The organism is Bradyrhizobium daqingense (assembly GCF_021044685.1).
GTDB classification, from domain to species: domain Bacteria; phylum Pseudomonadota; class Alphaproteobacteria; order Rhizobiales; family Xanthobacteraceae; genus Bradyrhizobium; species Bradyrhizobium daqingense.
In genome coordinates, this window is sequence record NZ_CP088014.1 from 7741388 (window position 1) to 7760956 (window position 19569).

The following is a 19569-nucleotide window of genomic DNA, read 5'->3' on the forward strand; positions in this document are numbered from 1 at the left end:
AAGTTTTCCGTCTTGCAACACTCAGCGGCCTACATTCTCATCCGAGCGCCGATGTTCGCCACACCCCGCAATGGCAAGCTTGCTTGCGCGCCGATTGGCGATCCTCCGGACTGCGGGCTGATAACCCTCCCGAAAGGAGTGTTCTCTCCAGGCTCCATGCTTTTGTAAGATAGAGCTTGATGGGGCTCGGCGCTGCTCAGGCAGTCCGCCAAGCCGATGGAGGCATGAGCGCTGTCACCGGATGGCTCACCGCCGCAAGACGATACCTCACCGGATCCCCAGTCGAGCCATCTGCGCTGAAGCGTGCTCCGGATCGGGGAGGGGCTGCCACGGCTGGCCAGCGGCGGTGCTTAACAAGGACTTGCAGAACACAGGAGTGAGCCTGCCGCGATGGATCACGACATTGTCGTGCCCCTCGGCGGCTCGAGCGCTCTGCCAGTGCCGATTGTAGCCGCGCTGTTCGTCGGACTTGACGTGGCAAGCGGCGAATTCGCGATCGCCCAGCGTTGCCAATTGCCAGGCATTTACCGGGCGCTTGGTATGGATGTGCACCCACATCGGCCTTGGCATCGCACCGCTGCGCAGCGCCCTGGGCTGCAGCTTGATTTCGAATAGCGTCCCCGGCTCTCCCTTCAAGGCGTGCGGTGGATCCACTGACGCCAGTTCTCCCGCTTCCCGCAACTGTTCTAGGTATTCTTGCGATGGAAACGCATAGGTCTTCGTGCAATCGCTTGTGATTGCTGCCTTTCGCGCGTTCAATGAGCTTGCCTGTCCCTGAACCTCGGACCACATCCTTGTCAGCCGGACTATTTTTTCGTGCACTTCAGGCACTTGCGCAGGCGTGAGCAGGCCTCGCCGGCGAGGCTCCTCCAGCGCGGCTACACAGGCCTCAATCTCGGAGGACTGCGTCTGCATGCGCTTGATGACGACATCCAACACGTGTTCGGCGTCCTCGGGCTTCATGTGGCGAGCTTGCGAGGCGGCGCTTTGCTGAGCCGGCAGATCGAACTGCAGCAGCTGGTCCAATCGCTCAAGTAATCCCGGCAGTGCTTTCCTGGATGGCGGAGCCATCCACATCTGGAGGTTATCGGCCGCAGCGGATGACGCGCGTGCCTGCTCCGGAGTGGCGAGTTTCTTTGTACCGAGATCCGAGAGCACGATGACCTTGCCCGCCGGGGCCGTCGCCGCATCGGGCCTAGCGAGTTGCGGCGTGGCGGGGCTGGCCGTCGAACTCCCCTCTCCTGCGGCTGCTGCGGGCCTTGCTTTGCCCGTTCTGCGCGCCGGACTGCCTCCGCCCGCTGGGCCAATATTATCCGGAAGCGCAGCCCAAGCCGGCGGTTCAATCGTGGCTTGCGTCTTTGGCTGCAATGCCAGCAGCCGCATGACTTCGTTCGCCGTCACCCACGCAGCTTCCACGATCTGGTCCAGCAACGGCAACGGAAGGTCAGTTTCCGTTGCAGTCCCCCTCAGGCTGTCAAGCATGCCGCTCAGCCCCGATGCAAATTCCGAAAGTCGTTCCATGACTCCTTCCAGAACGGCGCGATGCTCCGCTTCGAGCGCCGCTCCATCGCTGTACAGAACGGCTTGGGCCGTCGAGACGAACGCCGGAAAAACATCTCCGATGAAGGCCCCGAGCAGGCGCACCCTCCCGCTCTCATCCATGAGGGCGTCGCGCACGTCTGGTTCCAACGTGCTCGCTTGCGAGTTGACTAAAAGCTCCACGAGAGCGATCCGCGATTGCAGATACATGCACTTCGTAAAGAGCGCCCAGCCCGTATGATGCCTTAGTGCGGCATCTTCGGCCGTGCGCATGGCGGGCGTGCTGCCTGGAAGGTGGGCGGTAGCGGCACAGACTGACTGCATCCGCTCACAGCGCAGCACCTTCTTTCCCCACAACTCCATGCATGCTGCATAGTGGTTCGCAACGCTTGTAAACAGTCGGCTCAGCTGTGCAGGCGAGGCGATGTCTTTGAGGCTGTCGAGCACGCCTTGTGCTCTCTTTCTGCTCTCCTCCAGCTCGTAGATAATCTGGGTCGCCACTTCATTACATTCGTCAGCCTCCCTCACAGTGTCATCGCGGAGCCGGCGAGCCCGATCGTTTGGCAGAATTCGGCGCGCCAAATCGGGTGGCAGACTGGCGTAGTACGCCAGAACTGTTGCGCCTGCTTTGACGACCTGATCCATCAGATCTTGTCTCTCCGGCAAGTTCCGGGCATGCCCGGCCGCTCGGCGGCAAGCTTCAAGTTCCTCAAGCAGGCTGCTCAATTCTCGCTTTGCTGCCTTTATCTCCTCCCTCGTTGGCGCCGCTACGTCCGAAGTTGGCGGCGGGTTCGCAAGCGTCGCCGCTCTCACATCAGGCTCAGACCGTATCCGCCCTACGACGGCATCGAAGGACTGATCGCGTTCCCCAGGGAAGAGACCAGACTCCGGGCTCGAACGGCTCGATTCCCTAATGCTTTCGGCTCCCGCGGCCTCAAGCTCTGATGGACCAGCTCGGCCAATGCCTTTCATGCTTCATCTCCGGATAATTGAGGGTGCGCAGCCTGTCTGGATAGGCCGACTGGCTGACGACTAGCTGACCAAGAGCATTCATCCGGATGCGCAAGGAAGAAGATGCGGCCTTGTGTTCGACTTCTATCGCAGCTTCCATGCTGCTGGAGTAACCGCGTCAGTTCCGGTGTCATCAGCTGAGACGCGAACAGGCCAGACGCCCCCTTATAGAAAACTGACAGCTATAGAAAAATGACAGTCGCGTGCACCAAGCATTCGCCTCACGTATCGTTCTTCACGGGCGATTCAACGTCTGCCCGGTTATAAATAGCTGCCGACAGAACCTTCGCTTCTATCCATTCATCTGCGCAGTTTGAAGAAGCCAAGATAGTTCACATCAATCCACACCCACCGCACACCGGCGGTCGAGACTGTCCCGATCATGGCCTAAGCTTCAATCCGCACGGGGAGAGCGGAATAGCCGTGCACGAAGTTAGATGCAATTCGCTCGGGTTCGCCGACGACCTTGATCTTCAATCCCCCATCCAAAATCTCTTCCCAGAGGACTCTCAACTGCAGTTCCGCAAGGTGTCGGCCAAGACAGCGATGGATTCCGAATCCGAACGAGAGGTGTTGCCGCACATTCTTGCGGTCGATCACGAAACTGTTGGCGTTCTCAATGACCTCTTCGTCTCTATTGCCGGAGATGTACCACATGACGACCTTGTCGCCTGTCCTGATCGGTTTTCCCCCAACGATGCTGTCTATAGCAGCAGTGCGGCGCATATGTGCGATCGGCGTCTGGTATCGAATGATCTCAGACACGGCGCTCGAGATCAACTTGGGATTGTCAGTTAGTTTCCGCAGTTCGGAGGGGTACTGGCTCATGAACAGGAGGCCGCCGGTAATCGAGTTGCGCGTGGTATCATTGCCGCCTACGATCAGTAGAATGAGGTTCCCAAGAAACTCAGTTGGCTCCATATGGCGTGTGACGGGTGAATGCGCCATCAAAGAAATCAGGTCGAGGCGTGGCTCGGCATTGATGCGCTCGTTCCAAAGCCGTGTGAAATAGTCCAGGCACTCCGACAAGATGGTGCTTCGCTTGTCCCAGCTGTCGATGGCATAGCCTGCTTTAGGAGTTGTAACAGCTGCGTCCGACCAATAGGTCAGGAGTCGCCGATCCTCAAATGGGAAGTCGAACAGCGTGGCGAGCGTTTGCGTCGTCAACTCTATGGAGACCTTGGTTACCCAATTGAAGACTTCATTACGCGGCAAGCCATCGAGAATCATCCGGACCCGAGAGCGGATCAAGGTTTCGAGCCTCGTCAGGCTTTCCGGCCCGACGATCGGACTCACCGTGTTGCGCTGCTCGGCGTGCTGGGGAGGCCCCATCTTGATGAAACTTGGGGTCCAGTGCTTATCAGGCACCTCGACAATGGTGACACCTTGCTGTGACGAAAACGCGTGGTGGTTTGTGTCGACCGCTACGATATCCCGGTATTTCGTTATTGACCAATATGGACCATGAGCGCTATTTTGACAGTAGTGAACGGGATCTTCTCTTCGCAACCGCTCGAAGCAACCCCATATGCTGTCGTCTTGAAAGCGCTTGCCCTCGCTTACATCCAGCTCGCTGAGCGGGATAATATATCCATCATCCGCTCTATGGATTTCCAATCGCCTGTTCATAACATCTCCGCAGATTTTGTTCGCGAGAGCTTACGGATCCAAACTTACGATTCACCGGTTTGAGCTGTCGTGGCGTTTGGCTGTGACAAGCTACCCGAACAGACTATCTCAAAGTGCGGCTAGCCAGCCCTACCATGTCGGGCAGTAAGGATCGCATTGACTTTCCGGCTCCATCTACTCAATGGATCGCTGAGAGCTGTCACCACCGCTGGCCTCGCCGTTTCCGGGAACGGCATCGGCGTCAACATAGTGGCTGTCGTTGCCCTGACGGCGAAGGAGCTGGTCCGGCTGCCGCGGCTAGGTCCTGTTCTTCCCAGTGACACCGTCCTGCGCCGCCCTAACAGAGGCCGCCGACGAACGTCATCGCGCTGCCCGATCGCTATCTGAGCGCTACCGCGCGAGCCCAGCGCGAAACTTCGCCTTCATTGAGGGCTCCTACAACCGAACTTGGCTTCATTCCGCTCGCATATATCGCCCCAATCGACATGGAGCTAAGAGCCACCTAACCCCGTCTACTTTTTCGGGCGAAGATCTATGAGTAATCGACTCGCTACGACTGCTTAGGCAAATCGATCCAGATATCCTGAGCACCATTTAGGAGCGTATCCTGATCTGGAACATAGATGCTATCGGAAACCGTGAGGCCATGAGCCATTGCAGCCCCAATAATTAAGAATGGGAGCTTGACCTGCTCTAAATCTTTGAAATTATCAGCGTCGACAATCCGAACAAACTCGAGTCTAAACTGTCGAAACTCTATCCGAGATGTCGCCGACGCGACCAGATCCTTCACGCTTGACGCTCCTCGGGCGATCTCTTCTCTTGAACGGTTGAGTGCCGTGAAGAGACAGGACAGCTCATCAAGCTCGGAACGGTTAAATCGCCTCAAGCGCGACGAAATGGGCACTCCGTTCTTGTATCTCACGGTCGGCACAAACCTTATCTCGCAATCGAGAAGCAGGTCTGCGACGGCGCGCTTTACCAGGATCGCCTGACCTATATCTTTCAGGCCGAAGTAACTGCGAGTTGGCCTCGAATAGCAGATCCAGCGGATTGCTCCAGTAACGGCTTCCTTCAAATAAGTTTCAGGCCCCCCTAAACGCAAATCACAGTCACCTTGCGATACATACGTTCGATAGCCGACCGGGAACATTTCGGTGTCGCTCGACGAAATCACGGCAGTTGCTCCTGAACGTAGGGCAAGTCCAATATCATCGTCCAAATTGAAATCGTAGCTCCCACCTGGTCTAAGCTGGATCTTGTTCGGGTACACTGTGACGATCGCGACATCATTCTCCAATGCCGCTCTTCTAATCAGCTCTGCATGCCCAAGATGCAGGGCGCCGAGAGTGTGGACCGTTCCAATCGTCTGACCTGTTCTCGCGACCTCCCGGATGAACGCCTTGCCTGCGGAAAGACCTGTCAGATGCATCTTCTTACTCCGCTTTTTGAACGCCAAAATAGTGGCGCGTTCGGATCTCGGAAGGCGCGCCGCCCAGCGTCTCGTGGGCCGCGCACGCCAACGAGCACCAAAGAGGTTTTACGCCCTCTCACACCTCGACCACCGCACGAACTGTCCAAAGCTCGCGCGCACTGTTCTTGCAGCTCCGAAGCAGTCAGGTTGACCCTTCTCGACCCCGTCTGATCACCGATGAGAATTCAGCCAGATAGCTTGATGGTTCGCGCGGCTGCCGCCCCTCCAGAGCGACCTGCAGTCCCCGACAACGGTCGGCGAAAAATGGTGGCTCGAAAGTGGTTATCTTAGCGCCCGAAAAGTCCACCTTTACGAAACTGGCCTGGAACGGCGATATCCCACTCAGGTTCGCATCGCGCAGGGACGATTGGTTCATGCGAACGTATGCGGCTCGCGTTGCCTCCAGGTTACTTTCGGTCATATCCGCGGCGAGATATGCCTGAACGAGATTTGATCCCTCGAAATTTGCGTGATTCAATGCCATTGATTGCGGCGGATCACCGGTGATCATCGACCTGTAGAGGTAAGCTTGGGATAGGTCCGCATGCTCCAGATCGCAGTCGCGCACAAAGGCGCAGCGGCCGCGAAAACCGGTGAATTTGGCCGCTCGCATTGTGCTCTCTGTTATCGAAATGCTTTCACCTGATGCGCTAGATAGATCCGCCCCATTCAGCTGACAGGAGTGAATAGATGCACCGGTAAGCACGGCACCCACGAGGTTCGCGTCGGACAGGCCTACGGACAGAAGCCGCGCCTCGGTCAAGTCTGCCTGTTCCAGCTCCGCTCCCGCAAGATTTGATAGGTGAAGATCAGCGAATGGGGCGCTCAGGGCTCTCGCCCGAATCCGCCCGCTCACCTTTGAGAGTCTCAGATACGGAAGATGAGCGCCCTCTAAGACGAGACCATCGATCGAGATGGGACGCACGATCGATAAACAGTCTCCCTTCGACTGAAAGAACGAGCAATCCGCCAGATGCGCCTTCGTGATCGTGACCTGGCTCAGCTTTGCGAAGCGGAAGGACGCTGAAGGGAGGAAGCATTCATTGATGGTTGAGCCCTGTAATTCCGCGCCGTCGAATACAGCATCACTCGCGTCGCACTGGTAAACGAGGAGCCCGCTGAGCATCGCGTTGTCAAAGCGTGTTCTTTTCATGCTGCAACCGTGAAAAAGGCTGCCGGTTGCATCGATTACATTGCGCAGACTGGCATCATCGAAGTTGCAGACCTGCGCTGCCATCGCATGCATATAGGCAAAATCGAGCTTGGCCCCCATGAAACTTGCCCGCTCTAGCCCCGGACAGATAAGGTTCGCCTCAGAAAGATCTGCTCGATCCAACTTTGTTCCGTAGAGCTGCGCGCGATTGAGGGTACAGCGTCGCAGCGGGAAATCTGATAGGTCATGACCGCTAAGGTTCTCGGAGGATAGCTGCAAGCCAATCCCGGTCCTTCTGATTGCCTCCTCGGTTCGCCTCCTAACAGCAGCAACCGCCAGCAGCCGGTCGGCAGCCCGGCTCCAGTACCGAACGAACTCGCCATCTGATGAAAGCTTGTCTTTCGGATCTGAGTAGTGCTCTGCCCCTTCATTCACGGTGCACTCGCTATCAGCGCCGATCCTTTGCGACATGTCGAGAGTTCCGTACTGCCAGGATTACGAGGACCTCTTTGTGCTTGGCATGGACGCAGGCTGCGGGCTTTGTGGCGAACTCGCCGGGGATTTGGTGACACGACGTGTCGACGAGACTCTTATCATGTCGCTGTCCGCGGCGGCCGACGCTTGACCACGTCAGCCGAATTCTTGTCATGCGTGTCCACTGCCAATCGGTGCAATTGTCTACCACACCCACCAACCCTGATCCGTTGTTTGGCAGCGCTGATATGTCCGAAAGTGTGTTTCTTTTCGCCAGCTCTTCGACACTCCACATCACTCTCCATTAACCCGAATGCGCAACATTCTAGGTCTTTCTTCTTGTTCGGAATGGACCCGCGGCTTGCGGGCGGAACAGTGATCGTTCACCTAGCTCTGCACTCAGCCTGGCCTTACCTCATCGGCAGCAACAACCGTGCCAGCCGCATCAGTCGGAATTGTCGAGCTAAATCGGCAGCGTAATTTCCACATGGGCGCAGAATGTTCTGATTCTGACAAACACGGTCCCGCTGACAGAAACCGCATTATGGTCGCTACGCTACCTTGAAAGCAAAAATTCCGACTTCGGTTGCAGGAGGGCAAGAGCCGCAGTCCTTACGGGCACGCAATCGATCAATTGCAATTCGACACTTGCGGATCGCCGGCCTCCTGGTTAGCCAAAGCTCGCGATCGGCTAGGCCTGCTCCGCGAGCCGACGGGTCCATCTATGGGAGAACGAGTTGGGCCGATCGAAGTCGCACCCCCGTGGCTTGTTTTGCGACTAACGCTCGGCGCGCCGACGCGATCCATCGCATCAGTATTCCCAACAATGGATCTTCATGCCACGCGGCCCGGTCAGAGCCCGATGGCCGCGGCATGATCCGGCGTTAGTATCCCCAGCAGCTTCTTGAAGAGCTTTTCAAAGTCCTTCACGGGGAGCCGATGCAAGCTAGTCCAGGCAGGCTGCCCCATGCGGCTCAAGCTTACGGTAAGCGGGCCCTCCCCCGGGCTGCTTCCCCATAACCTTTCATACGGTACTGCCATGAAGCGGAGAGCGACAATGGCCCATCTCGCCAAAACTCTGCTCCGCAATAAACAACAGGCTCGCCGGCACAGACGCAATGGCCACGGGCTTTCTTCAAGCAATTGGGTCTGGTCAGCTGTTCGACAGCTAGGCTTTCCAGCATAACAGCATCTTTATCCGGACTGGAGCCCGACTCGAACACAAATATCTGGACGAGAAGCATGAGCTGGATTGCCGGTCAGGGGCCTGCCGCACGCCTCAACACCGGACGTTCGAGAACCAGACCGGTGCATCTTATACAAACTGCGCCCGTCTCAGTTCCTGCTCCTGATCTGATCAACTTTTGCATGACGATATTGAAGGCCGACAAAAGGAGACCGGAATGGCCCCATTTGACAACGTCAACCCATCCGAGGCTCGGATGCATAACCTCGATCCACAACAGGAAGAGACGGCGCAAGCAGACTTTGAGCATCGGCTTGGAGAGGCTCAGCCAATCCTCGCATCATTAGCTTCACCCGCGGCTGGATCGAACCCGACGGTAACGGACGGCAACAAGAAAGCGCAAGCTATCCCTGAGAACGAACGGTGCGCGGCTGCATCGTTCGTGAGAACGCGCGGTCAGCTTGCCGCAACGTTGACTTGCGCTAACCTTGCGGAACTCAGAAGAGACATCGAACTCGCTGCGCAAAGATCAGCACAATGGCCAAGAGCGACTGGATCGTCAGCCTATCGCGTCGACAGTGACCGCGTTTACGACGACGTGTTGGCATCGTCATACACGGAGCTGCAGCGCTTTCAAAACCACGCCAGCCACTGCAGGCCACATGTGTTGGACCGTCAAAGCGCGATGGCCCATTTGCGTTCCATGGCGGCTTTGCGTTACGAGCAAGCTCCCTGGAATATCTGGGGAGGCCAACGACTAGATCTGGGCCGCGCAGCGGCAGAGCACATGAGGGGCGATACCAATTCTTCGCCTTTTGTGTCACTGTCCGAGGACGCCTCACTACTGCTCGTTTCGCCGGACGACGACAAGGAGTTTGGCGCCAAAGTCATCGCGGAAAACGCGAATGAGTTGCACACCTACACGGTGCCGAGGGTCACAACTTGGACGGCGGAAGACATCGTCAGTATTCTCGAGGATGGAACCGAAAATGATGAACCCGATCTGGCATGGGTGAGTGCTACCCCAACCGAAGAGCGTGAGGTACTATTTCTGGGTGGGAATCTGGACGACTTTCGGACGGCCAGCGCATCGAATCCGTACAAAAAGTCAGGAGCAAAAGGCTGATGACGCAGGCTCCGGAAAGGGTGATTTGCCTTTTCCGATGCTTGGAAAAGTCGAAAACAGCGTTCATGCTATAATCCTCCGGTCCGTCTGCCCGGCGAGGGGGAGCGTCAACAACGCCGGTCCTGGCTGGATCCGCTTAAATATGATGTTCTCACGAGGGCCGCGGGCAGCGCGTGGACGTAGCGAGATCATCTGGACGTTCAACCGAGAGGTATTGGCTCAGCCCCATACGACGACTGCATGAGCCGCCGATCTTCCACCTCAAAGATCGAATGGAGATCGGCGACATTCATGAGTTAGCTGAGCAACAAGTTCAGGCAACTTGATCCTTCCCTGACGAAAAGACGGCTAGAAAGAGTCTGGCAGTCCTGACGATCGAAAAGATCCGTATCATGCCCGGCGAAGCTGTCCACACGATGGAGGATCAAGTCTACGAAGCGCCCGTCTGCTCTGTGCTCTTCGTTACCAGATGAACTTTGCGCCATCCGGCACTTCGCAGATGAATTCGCCTTGATTCGCGAGTTCGGTGGTCCCGACGACAAGTTTGGAGGCTCGCACCGTCAGCTTGCCTTCGCGGCTAAGGCTATGGCGGATGTACTCGGTCACGGCATGTCCGGAGCTGTCGACCGTTTGATGAGCATTGGCGAAGCTGATGCCGCTCTGGCTGGTCACCCTGAAGGCATTGATGACCAGACCGGCCTGCGTCGCCGACGCAGGTTTGCCACCATCCGCGTTGGTACAGTGGGTCATATCGAGGATGAGCTTCACATTCTTCCCCGCTTGGAGGGCTCTGAGTACTTCAGTGTATTTCGGCGAGGGGTCGTCGGCTCTTGCCGGCGCGCTCGCGGCCGAAAGCAAGGACAACAGGATCGTTAGTCCTCGGCCAGTAACCTTCATATGCTCTTCTCCCTCGATAAGTACCGCCGATTGCGGCCTCCAAGTCGTGATGCTCGCGATGCGTTTGGCTGATTCCAGACAACAAGCGCGCTCGTACAAAGCAGCCTGTCGCAACGACGCGCAAGACGTTGTAATGGCTATTCCGACATCACAACCTCGTATGTTAGGTTTGCGGAAGTGGCTTAGCTTCCCGCGCGTCGACTAGACCGGCTTGATCCAGCGTCGTCCGCTTGGAAACAGCAAACCAAACCGGTTGCGCTGGTCCGCCACAGGCCTCTCGAGCGAGAGAATGTAGTTCTCGCCTCTGCATAAGTAGACGATCTACGAACGCGCCTTTCGCCACCTCAAGCACCGGCTCGTCCATCTTGCTGCGCACGGGCTGTCTGCCTTAGATCACGCGTCCACAATGAAGTGGTGGGCGCGTCCTGGCGTGCCGATCCGAACAATCTCAGGCATCCAATAGCAGCCCAATCGAACACCAATGCCAGGAGGCAAACGGCAGCACCGATTTTGATCCGACGCTTCGCGCGACTTCCTTCCGGCTGGCTGTTCGCCATGCTGACTGACTCAATTCGACTCCGTCAAGAGCTGAAACTAAATGGCGCCCTCTCTGGTCTGTCAGCTTCTCGAAAGCTGCGCCTGCAACAATCTAGGCTGGCATCCGGCACTTCGAAGGGAGAGAGATATGAACGTTGATCCACGAAATGCTGTGGACACTCCCTTTGAGGTTCACAACCTGGTACAGCAGGCGCGCCGCGTCCATGGACAACAGGATGAGCTTGGCGCCGAGAGCAGCGCAACGGCACACAATTCCGAAGATCAAGCAAGCTTCGAGCAGCAGCTGAATGACTTGGATATAGACGACCTCGATTCGGCCTACCCGACGCCGCCTTCACTCTGCTTAGCGGCAAATTCCGCGACTGCCACGTCCTCGTCTGCGCCAGGCGAGGCCGCCTCGGAACCCGGTAGCTGCCCAGCCCCATCATTTGTCAGTGCCCGCGCTCAGCTTGCAGCAACACTGACAGGTGCCAATCTTGAAGTGCTTCGCAATGAGATCGACCTTGCCGTGCAGCAGGCGGCGCGCTGGTCACCGGCGAGCGCACCTAGCATTGACCGAGACGGCGTATTTGACGACGTCGTGAGGTCGTCTTATGTCACACTGCGGCGTTTTCAGAATCAGAATAGTGACTGCAAGCCGCATACGGACGAAAACACAAGCGCCATATTGCATGTTCGCAACACGGCTCGGGATCATTCTTCCATTGGAGATCATCCAGAGCGGTATCCTATTGACCGGGCGCGCCAAGCTGGCTGGCATATGCGCGGCAAGACAACAACATCACCCTTCGTATCGTTGGTCGAAGATCCGGCGAAACTCGCCGTTTCTCGCGATCATTGGGCGAGGGCGATCGCCAACAATGCGAACGCACTGCACACCTACACTGTTCCGAAGCACAGTGTCTGGACGCCAGACGACGTGATGAGCAGCATTGCGCTCAGAATGAATGCTGAAGACTACGACAACATCGATGCGGACGTCGATTTGATGTGCTCACTTGGCAGAACGCCAACGAAAGAGACCGAGCGCCTGTTCTTGGGCGGAAACTTGGAAAGCTACCGCACCGGCAGAGAAGAAAATCCCTATAAGCGCGAGAGCAATGAGTAGATGGTCTCTCGGCCAAACCGTTGGGCTGGTTCGTTGGTTTTCAAGCACCCAAACTCCCAAAAGAAAGACCTTGAAGCGGCGTACCAACTCCGCACACGCAGAACAGCTTAAGCTTATGCGGCGACCGGCGGCCCGATCAACTCGCCGGTCGAGCGGCAGAGCGGTTGGGTCTCCGACAAGATGCACTTCCGGCGACGCGAGGATGTCGGACAATCCTCCTCCTGTGCGCGCTCGTTGGAGCATCCCGGCGCCTTGGACATTGTGAGTTCGAACGACATACGAGCTCACGGCTGGCTGGCGGCTTTGGTGGAGTTACGCCGCTGAACGCGCTGCGTCCCTCTCTGTACTCGGTCTGAAATTGGCCGCGCGGTCAAGCAACAGGTGTTTCGGCCGCGATCGCATCGGGCATTCGCTCCCCGCGATAAGCCGCGCTGTTACAAGACAGCCGATCCGTCACCTGGATGCGTTCCATCAAAACAATCGATTTTGCGGAGCGCGCCTAAGAGGCTCATAGTCGATCGCAATATAAGGAGGCCGCATTCAAGATGACGTCTGGCAATCGATTCTCTCCTCAATCCCTTGCCGAACAACTTGGCTCGAGCGATCGACAGTCTTCACCTCGAACGTTGCTTCCTGTTCATCAAGTGGACGTCCACCTCTCGCCACGGTCTCCCCGCTAAATTGACACGCATGAGGCGGATCGGATCGCCCCGCTCCTGGTGTCATGGCTTACCCCGCTTGCCAAGAGCGCCTGCCTCTTCTGCACTCAATAGCGCTTCTGCGAGACGTTTAATTGGACGGACGAATGCTCACGGCTTTGTACACAGCGAGACGGACCGCCGCGCGCAGTTCGACGGCATGGTCGAACTGTGTCGCCGTTGCCTCACAACGATTCCAAACTGAAGGCACCCCGACAAAGAGCATTCAATTGCACTTGAATCTCACCTCGCGTCAGATTGTAGGATTTCCGACAGTCTCGCGACACAGTCCGCTCGTGTGAACTCTTCCTGACGGGTACCAACAATTGCGAACGTCTCAAAAACTCAATGCTCGGCCGATTCGGTTGATCACACTACCCAACTCCTCCTTTTTAGAGCTTGCATCGTTCATCTGCTCTGTGAGGGCTGGGCGAAGCGCCGTCTTCGCAGGCAGACCTGGATCCAGCGCGCGAGAACAACGCGGGCAGTCTTTGTTTCGCCTATGCCGACGAAAGGCAGAGTTCCTGAGCCGTGCACCCGATCCGACGACATGGAGCCGGCGTCGCCGCCTCAGACAAGGCACGACAGCAATGCCGCACGTAATTTGTCCTTCATTGGCAGCACTAGCTCAGTTGGGACGGAGAACGCCTCGGAAGCGACCGAGCATTGGAACGGTTGACATCTTACTTGGATAACGCCGGCAAACGAGAGGACGTCTGTCCCGAAGGACGCGTTGATCGTTTCGTCGCATCTCGGCCTTTTACGCCCCATTGGCCGGCACATAGCGCGCGAAGTGTCTTTAGCGCGGAACACTTGCAATGCCGCGACTTGACGGCACTACGGCCAACAGCCTCGCAAGACTGACCGCGGATCAAGACGAACTGGGAAGTATTCAATGTCGGTTTCGCAAGCCTGTTCGACGACAAATACAGCTGATCTCGCCCGTGCCTTGCTTTCGCTGGGGCAGTCTCGCGCGATCACTACCGCTAGCATTCGCGCAGCGCATGCAGGCATTGCTATGTGCCGCCCACAGATGCATCAGTGCGCCGCCAGGGCTCTCAACCCCGTAAGTCATCGCAGAGCTCTTGCCAACATAACGGATATGTTGAGCTGCGCCGCCCGCCCAGGCGACCCGCCGCGAGCCGTCACATATCCGATGTCAATGGATGCGCATGCATCGGTCGCCTGCCAACAAGCTCTTGCGGGTCGTCTACGGCTTTTCGAATTCATGCCAGACCGGCAGCATCCAGTCGCCGGATCTCTTGGTCAACCCTAACACGCTCAAGTCTTGCCGAGGACGGACGAGAGGCGATGGATGCGAATTCTCCTGGTTGATCATCATGCGGACTTTGGCCGCGCTGTGAAGGCAACGCTCGTGAATTGCGGGTTCGCGGTGGACGTGACGCCCACGCTGGATGAGGCGTCAGCCGCGCTGGATTGCGCAAACTACCACCTCGTACTGCTGGAGTCCGTCTTGCCGGATGGGGATAGTTTGGACTGGTTGAAGCAGTTGCGGCGCGAAGGACGATCAATGCCGGCAATGATGATGAGCAGTCTCAATGATCTCAGCCGCCGGATCGCGACCTTCAATGCGGGAGCGGATGATTTCCTGCCCAAGCCTGTGTCGATCGACGAACTCATCGCTCGCATGCGGGCCATTTTGCGAAGGTCAACGCAAATGACGGCGCCGGTCGTGACATTCGGGAATCTGCATTTCGATCCGATCGCCAGACAAGTCTCGGTGGGTGGCCGGATCCTGAGGATTGCTCGGCGTGAGGTGTGCATTCTCGAGCATCTGCTCAATCGCGCCGGCCGCACTGTGCCGCGCGCTTCGCTGGAAGATAGCTTGTACGCGTTCGATGACGAGGTTTCGACCAATGCGCTGGAAGTCGGGATTTATCGCTTACGCGCGCATTTGAACCAGGCGGGTGCGACGCTCAGAATCAAGACCGCGCGCGGCGTCGGTTACACTCTTGAACTCGTTGGCACAGCATCGGCTGCCTAGCAGCGTCACTTAAAGGCAACAATCGCTTGAAGGTCCTTAATAATGCCGCCGGCGCTACCCAGCCGCCTGCGATCACCAACCCACAACGCTCTGCCGCTCTCAATCGTCTCTGCTACCTCCTATGCGGATTTGCTTTGCTGTTTCCGCTTGCGGCCTCAGCCGAGACCAAGCGGGACGGCAAAGGAGAGATGCCACGTGCGGCACCCGGCAGCACCACGGGCACGCTCAATATTACCTCGTCACAGGGAAAGACGGTGCATTTGAGCGCACCGGCGGCGACCATTTTTGTCGCCGACCCTGCAATTGCCGATTATCAAGCTCCGTCGAGCAGTACAATTTTCGTGTTCGGCAAAAAGTCCGGGCGGACGAGCCTGTTCGCCCTCAACGAAAACGGCGAGGCTCTTGCCGAGCTGCGTATTGTCGTAACCCAACCACTCGAGGATCTACGGGCCGCGCTCAAGGCCGAGGTCGGCGACTATCCAATTCAGGTCAGCTATACCCCGCGCGGGGCGATCCTTAGCGGTATAGCGCCCAATGCCGATGTCGTTGAGGCTGCGAGGAAGGTCACTGAGCAATTTGTTGGCGCGGGCGCCCCGGTCGTCAACAAGATCCAGGTCGCCGGCTCACTGCAGGTAAATCTCAGCGTGCGCGTAGCAGAAGTCTCCCGCACCGCCGTCAAGGATCTCAACATCAACTTCACCGCCTCGGGCCCAAACGGCGCTTTCCTTGCCACCGGCAAACCGGGAGGGTCCGGCAGGGCTGGCGGCGGCGGCACGATTGGGATCGGGTTTAGCACCGGCAATATCAACCTCAGCGCTGTTCTCGACGCTCTCGCCAGTGAGCACCTCGCCTCAATCCTGGCTGAGCCGAACCTGACGGCAATGTCCGGCGAAGCCGCAAGCTTCCTCGCCGGCGGCGAGTTTCCGATCCCAGTCATGCAGGACAACAGGCAGGTTTCGGTCCAATTCCGGCAGTTCGGCGTGAGCTTGGAATTCGTCCCGACAGTGCTCAGCAACAACCAGATCATTGTCCGTGTGAAGCCCGAAGTCAGCGAACTATCGACCGAAGGCGAAGTCAAGATCAATGGTATGGCGGTTCCTGCCCTCTCGACGCGGCGGGCGAGCACCGTGGTCGAGCTCGCCAGCGGCCAGAGCTTTGCAATCGGCGGCCTCATCAGGCGCAACTTCAACACTGATATCGGCGAGTTTCCCTGGCTCGGCGACGTACCGATCCTTGGTGCGCTTTTTCGCTCTTCATCGTTTCAAAAACGCGAAACCGAGCTAGTTATCGTTGTTACACCTTACATCGTACGGCCGGGATCAAATCCAAGCCAGATAAGTATTCCGACCAACCGCATCGCACCGCCATCAGATGCAGGCCGCATCTTGACGAACACGGTGGCACGGCCGCCTCAAGGCCGCGATGCGCCGCGCGCGAGCGCACCGGGACTGACGGGCAACGCCGGCTTTATCATCGAATGAGGATCGACATATGAACATGCGATATTTGTCCCATTCGATTGTCCTTGCCGCAATATTGGGGGGCTGCGCAAATACTGCGTCGATCCATCCCAATCCTGCCGAACAAGGAGTCCAGGTCGAACAGAAAAAGCGTGTCTTGCTTCTGCAGAGCCTCCATGCCCTCGAAAAGCTTCAGCTGCGTAATTTTATCGCCGACGCAAGTGGTGGCCGGCGGGATGCGCTCCATGTGGATGTCAGCGGCTCCCATAAGCTCATTGCGCAGGTGGCGCACGAAGCACGCGCCATGGGGGTTGTTCCCTCTAACATCCGGCTGTCCGCTTCTCCCCTCAATTTATCGGGCCGTTCCGCCGTCAGGATCGAGGCGATTACGTTTGAAGCGCATCTTCCGAACTGTCCGTCGCTTTTGATCGCAGGACCAGCAGTGGACGACAATTCGTTCGAACCGACTCTTGGTTGCTCGACCAAAAACAACCTGGGAGTGATGGTGAACGATCCGCTCGACCTGGTTGATAATCGGTCTGTCAGCACGGTAAATGGCGATCGCGCCGCCGCTCCTCTTGCTAGTCACTCTACTCTCGCAGCGCGCAACAAGGGCAACGGAGAAGATGGAGCAAGCACGACAGCGCCGGACGCAGCGGGACCAACAACACAGAATGTGCAGCCGCTCCGATAGGCGCTTTAAGCGCTTGTCGGAACCTACTGTGCAGCACCTGGCGCTCAGGCGCACGAGCGATGCTGCAAGGCGCAGAGAAGGCAATTGCGAGCCATCATTTATCCTTTCATTCTACCTTTCCGCTTGGCGATGTCAGGTTTTGGAAAGCAAACGTGAGTAGCGAAATAGCGAGAGAGCGAGCCCTGCGGACTGAACATGGACCGATTCAACACGATCAACCCAGCCGATAAGGCGTCCGCTGCGTCGGATGCCGCCGTGGAACAGCCGGATCAAAAGCATGTGGCGTTTGAGCAGCACCTGGCAGGCGTGCGAGAGGCGGGCCCTGTATATCCGCACGCGGCGCTTCATGATGTCACTGAGGAAGACGATCACCTCATCCAGGCGGCATCGGCCGCTGCTCTCAATGGAGGGCCGCCGCCGAGTGAGACCACCGTCAAAATTTATGATCGTCGGCTTCGCAAATTCGCCGAGGGGCTGAAGAAGTCCGGCAAATCAATTGCTGGGCTCGATGACGATGCCTTACTCGCTAACGCTAGGAAGCTGCTGCCAAACGACAGGGTCATCGCGCCAGCATTGTTAATGATCAGTCGGTACCGCGAGCCCGACGCCAACGCTCGCCCCCTCTCAACACATTATCGTCCTTCCAGGGAAGATGAGGGTCTTATCAGGGATGCCGCCGAGGCAGGTTTTGGTCGACAGATCGGCAGGAAAACGGCCGAGAGCTATGCGAGCGGACTGCGGAAGTTGGCGGTAGCGCTCCGACCCTTGTCCATTGCCGACCTCAGTGATGATAAACTGCTCGGACACGCGGATAGGTTGTTCCCGAAGGACAAGATGCTCATCTCCGCCTTGAATGGCCTTCGGGACTATCGCGCCATTACCCTGCAGACCAATTTAGGCGGAGAAGGAGGCAGTTCGCGCCAGGTCATCCAGCCGTCCACCCCCTCAGCTATGCCGGCCGATGAGCAGCCGATTGGGGACGATGCAGATGAGCGCAGCTCACGGCCGCCGGGGTTCAATGCTCCGCAGGTCTGGCATGGAGTGGGGTTGGCCGTCCATTCGCCTACGGAAAGTGTCGCCCAGGACGTGCTTTTCGATGCTGCAGAAGCCGAGAGCTTCTTGCCGGCGACCATGCTTGGGCCAACGGTCAGTTCAATGGTTCACTCGCCGGTGCAAAGTGTCGATCAGGAGGCGCTTTTCGATGCCGCGGATCGTGCGAACCTTTTGTCGGCGGCGACCTCCAATGCGCCGGTACCTTGGCCAACGATGAGTCCAACCATTCCCTCGCCGGTGCAACGTGTCCCTCGGGACGCGCTTTTCCATGCCGAGGGTCGCGAGAACCTCTTTCGCGCGCTGACCTTCGATGCACTGGTGCCTGGTCCAATGATGAGTTCAATCATCCACTCGCCGGTGCAAAGTGTCCCTCAGGACGCGCTTTTCGATGCAGCGGACCGCGAGAACCTTTTGCCAACGCCGACCTTCGATGCGCTGATGCCTTGGCCAACGATGAGTCCAACCGTTCCCTCGCCAGCGCAGAGTGTTGCTCAAGAAGCGCCTTTCGATGCCCCTGCTTGGCATCCGAGCTTGCGGCAGCCCGATTTCGCCTCTGAAGACCACTCTGGACAGATGATGAACGAAGGCGCTGCGGCGCAGACCACCCTTGAGCAGACGATCGCAGCAGCCGGCGAAGCCTTTGATGCGTCTTTGAGCGTTCCCGAACATTTCTCCCACGGGACTCAGGCCGCGCCGAATATGATGCACAGGCTTCGCCGCTGGGGCCTCTTGCCGGATGCAGCACAGCGGGTAAAGGCCTACGACATTCGAGGTGAGCGCTATATGGCCGTCTTGGGACCGGGAGGGCTCAACGATGTTCAGCTCGTCCATCTGCTGTCGCCCGCTGTCGGCGATACGTTTGATGTTTCTTTCGCCGTTCCCAAGAATTTTTCCCATCGCACCCAGCCGGCCCCCGACGAGATGCTGTCCAAGTTAGGCGAGTGGGACTTCTTGCCTGTTGTGGAACATCCAATCATGAACTTTGAGATCGGCGGCGAACGCTACACGGCCATCTTGGGACCGGAAGGGCCCAAGGACGTTCAGCTCATTCATCACCCTCGGCCCGCTTTGCCGGGCGAAGCTAGGCCTGCGGCACTGAGGACTTCCTCAGATATCTACGGCGGTCTTGCGCCAGGGCTTGATTCGGCGGCTCCGTTCGAATGGAGTAGGGACGCTCCCTCGGCGCTGGCGCCGAACCTTCCTCTGCCGTCTGCCGCACCTGCATCAGGCCATCAGCCAGTCCCGCAAGTGCCTGAACTGGGAGAGTTCTTGGGCGACGGCTGGACGCACGCCTCCCAAGAGGCTTCGCCCGCCGTGATCGACATATTGCAGAATCTAGGCCTTCTGCCGAGCCGGGACGTCCCAATGACCGCTTTTTTTATCCACGGTCAGCTCTACACGGCAGAGAGCCTACCGGGAAGCCGCGTTCTTCTCTTCCATCAGCCACAATTTGGCTGAATGAGGGGCTCGTCGGCACCTCGGACAGCTGTTCAGGCGGACCTAA

At 57.8% G+C, this 19569-nt stretch carries 11 protein-coding genes; 6 read left to right on the top strand and 5 right to left on the bottom strand.

Going from position 1 to position 19569, the window contains the following annotated elements:
• Window positions 1-267: 267 nt before the first annotated feature.
• The 4 genes from LPJ38_RS36685 to LPJ38_RS36700 form a co-directional block, all read right to left on the bottom strand.
• Window positions 268-2511 (bottom strand): hypothetical protein, encoded by a 2244-nt coding sequence (locus LPJ38_RS36685; protein WP_145643019.1) that lies wholly within the window; start codon window positions 2509-2511, stop codon window positions 268-270.
• A gap of 426 nt (window positions 2512-2937) precedes the next feature.
• Window positions 2938-4179 (bottom strand): cytochrome P450, encoded by a 1242-nt coding sequence (locus LPJ38_RS36690; protein ID WP_011084659.1) that lies wholly within the window; start codon window positions 4177-4179, stop codon window positions 2938-2940.
• 550 nt (window positions 4180-4729) lie between these two features.
• Window positions 4730-5611, bottom strand: coding sequence for a pantoate--beta-alanine ligase (locus tag LPJ38_RS36695; protein WP_011084658.1), 882 nt, complete (start codon window positions 5609-5611; stop codon window positions 4730-4732).
• Window positions 5612-5795: 184 nt separating this feature from the next.
• Window positions 5796-7277 (bottom strand): pentapeptide repeat-containing protein, encoded by a 1482-nt coding sequence (locus tag LPJ38_RS36700; RefSeq protein WP_011084657.1) that lies wholly within the window; start codon window positions 7275-7277, stop codon window positions 5796-5798.
• Window positions 7278-8683: 1406 nt separating this feature from the next.
• On the opposite strand from LPJ38_RS36700, the gene LPJ38_RS36705 reads away from it, so the two are divergent.
• The gene (locus LPJ38_RS36705; RefSeq protein WP_014497924.1) at window positions 8684-9592 is read left to right on the top strand and encodes a hypothetical protein; all 909 of its coding nucleotides are present in this window, start codon (window positions 8684-8686) and stop codon (window positions 9590-9592) included.
• Between the two features lie 462 nt (window positions 9593-10054).
• On the opposite strand, the gene LPJ38_RS36710 is transcribed toward LPJ38_RS36705, so the two are convergent.
• Window positions 10055-10489, bottom strand: coding sequence for a VirK family protein (locus LPJ38_RS36710; protein WP_011084653.1), 435 nt, complete (start codon window positions 10487-10489; stop codon window positions 10055-10057).
• A 685-nt stretch (window positions 10490-11174) separates the two neighbouring features.
• Here LPJ38_RS36710 and LPJ38_RS36715 point away from each other — a divergent pair.
• The 5 genes from LPJ38_RS36715 (at window position 11175) to LPJ38_RS36735 (ending at window position 19523) form a co-directional block, all read left to right on the top strand.
• A complete protein-coding gene (locus tag LPJ38_RS36715; RefSeq protein WP_231088535.1) occupies window positions 11175-12155 on the top strand; it encodes a hypothetical protein in 981 nt (326 codons plus the stop codon).
• Window positions 12156-14168: 2013 nt separating this feature from the next.
• Window positions 14169-14858, top strand: a complete 690-nt coding sequence (locus LPJ38_RS36720; protein WP_011084649.1) for a response regulator — start codon at window positions 14169-14171, stop codon at window positions 14856-14858.
• 26 nt (window positions 14859-14884) lie between these two features.
• Window positions 14885-16339 (top strand): type II and III secretion system protein family protein, encoded by a 1455-nt coding sequence (locus LPJ38_RS36725; protein ID WP_018647881.1) that lies wholly within the window; start codon window positions 14885-14887, stop codon window positions 16337-16339.
• Window positions 16340-16349: 10 nt separating this feature from the next.
• Window positions 16350-17012 (top strand): CpaD family pilus assembly lipoprotein, encoded by a 663-nt coding sequence (locus LPJ38_RS36730; protein WP_011084647.1) that lies wholly within the window; start codon window positions 16350-16352, stop codon window positions 17010-17012.
• A gap of 195 nt (window positions 17013-17207) precedes the next feature.
• Window positions 17208-19523: a hypothetical protein gene (locus LPJ38_RS36735; protein ID WP_011084646.1), complete on the top strand. Its 2316-nt coding sequence runs from the start codon at window positions 17208-17210 to the stop codon at window positions 19521-19523.
• Window positions 19524-19569: the final 46 nt, after the last annotated feature.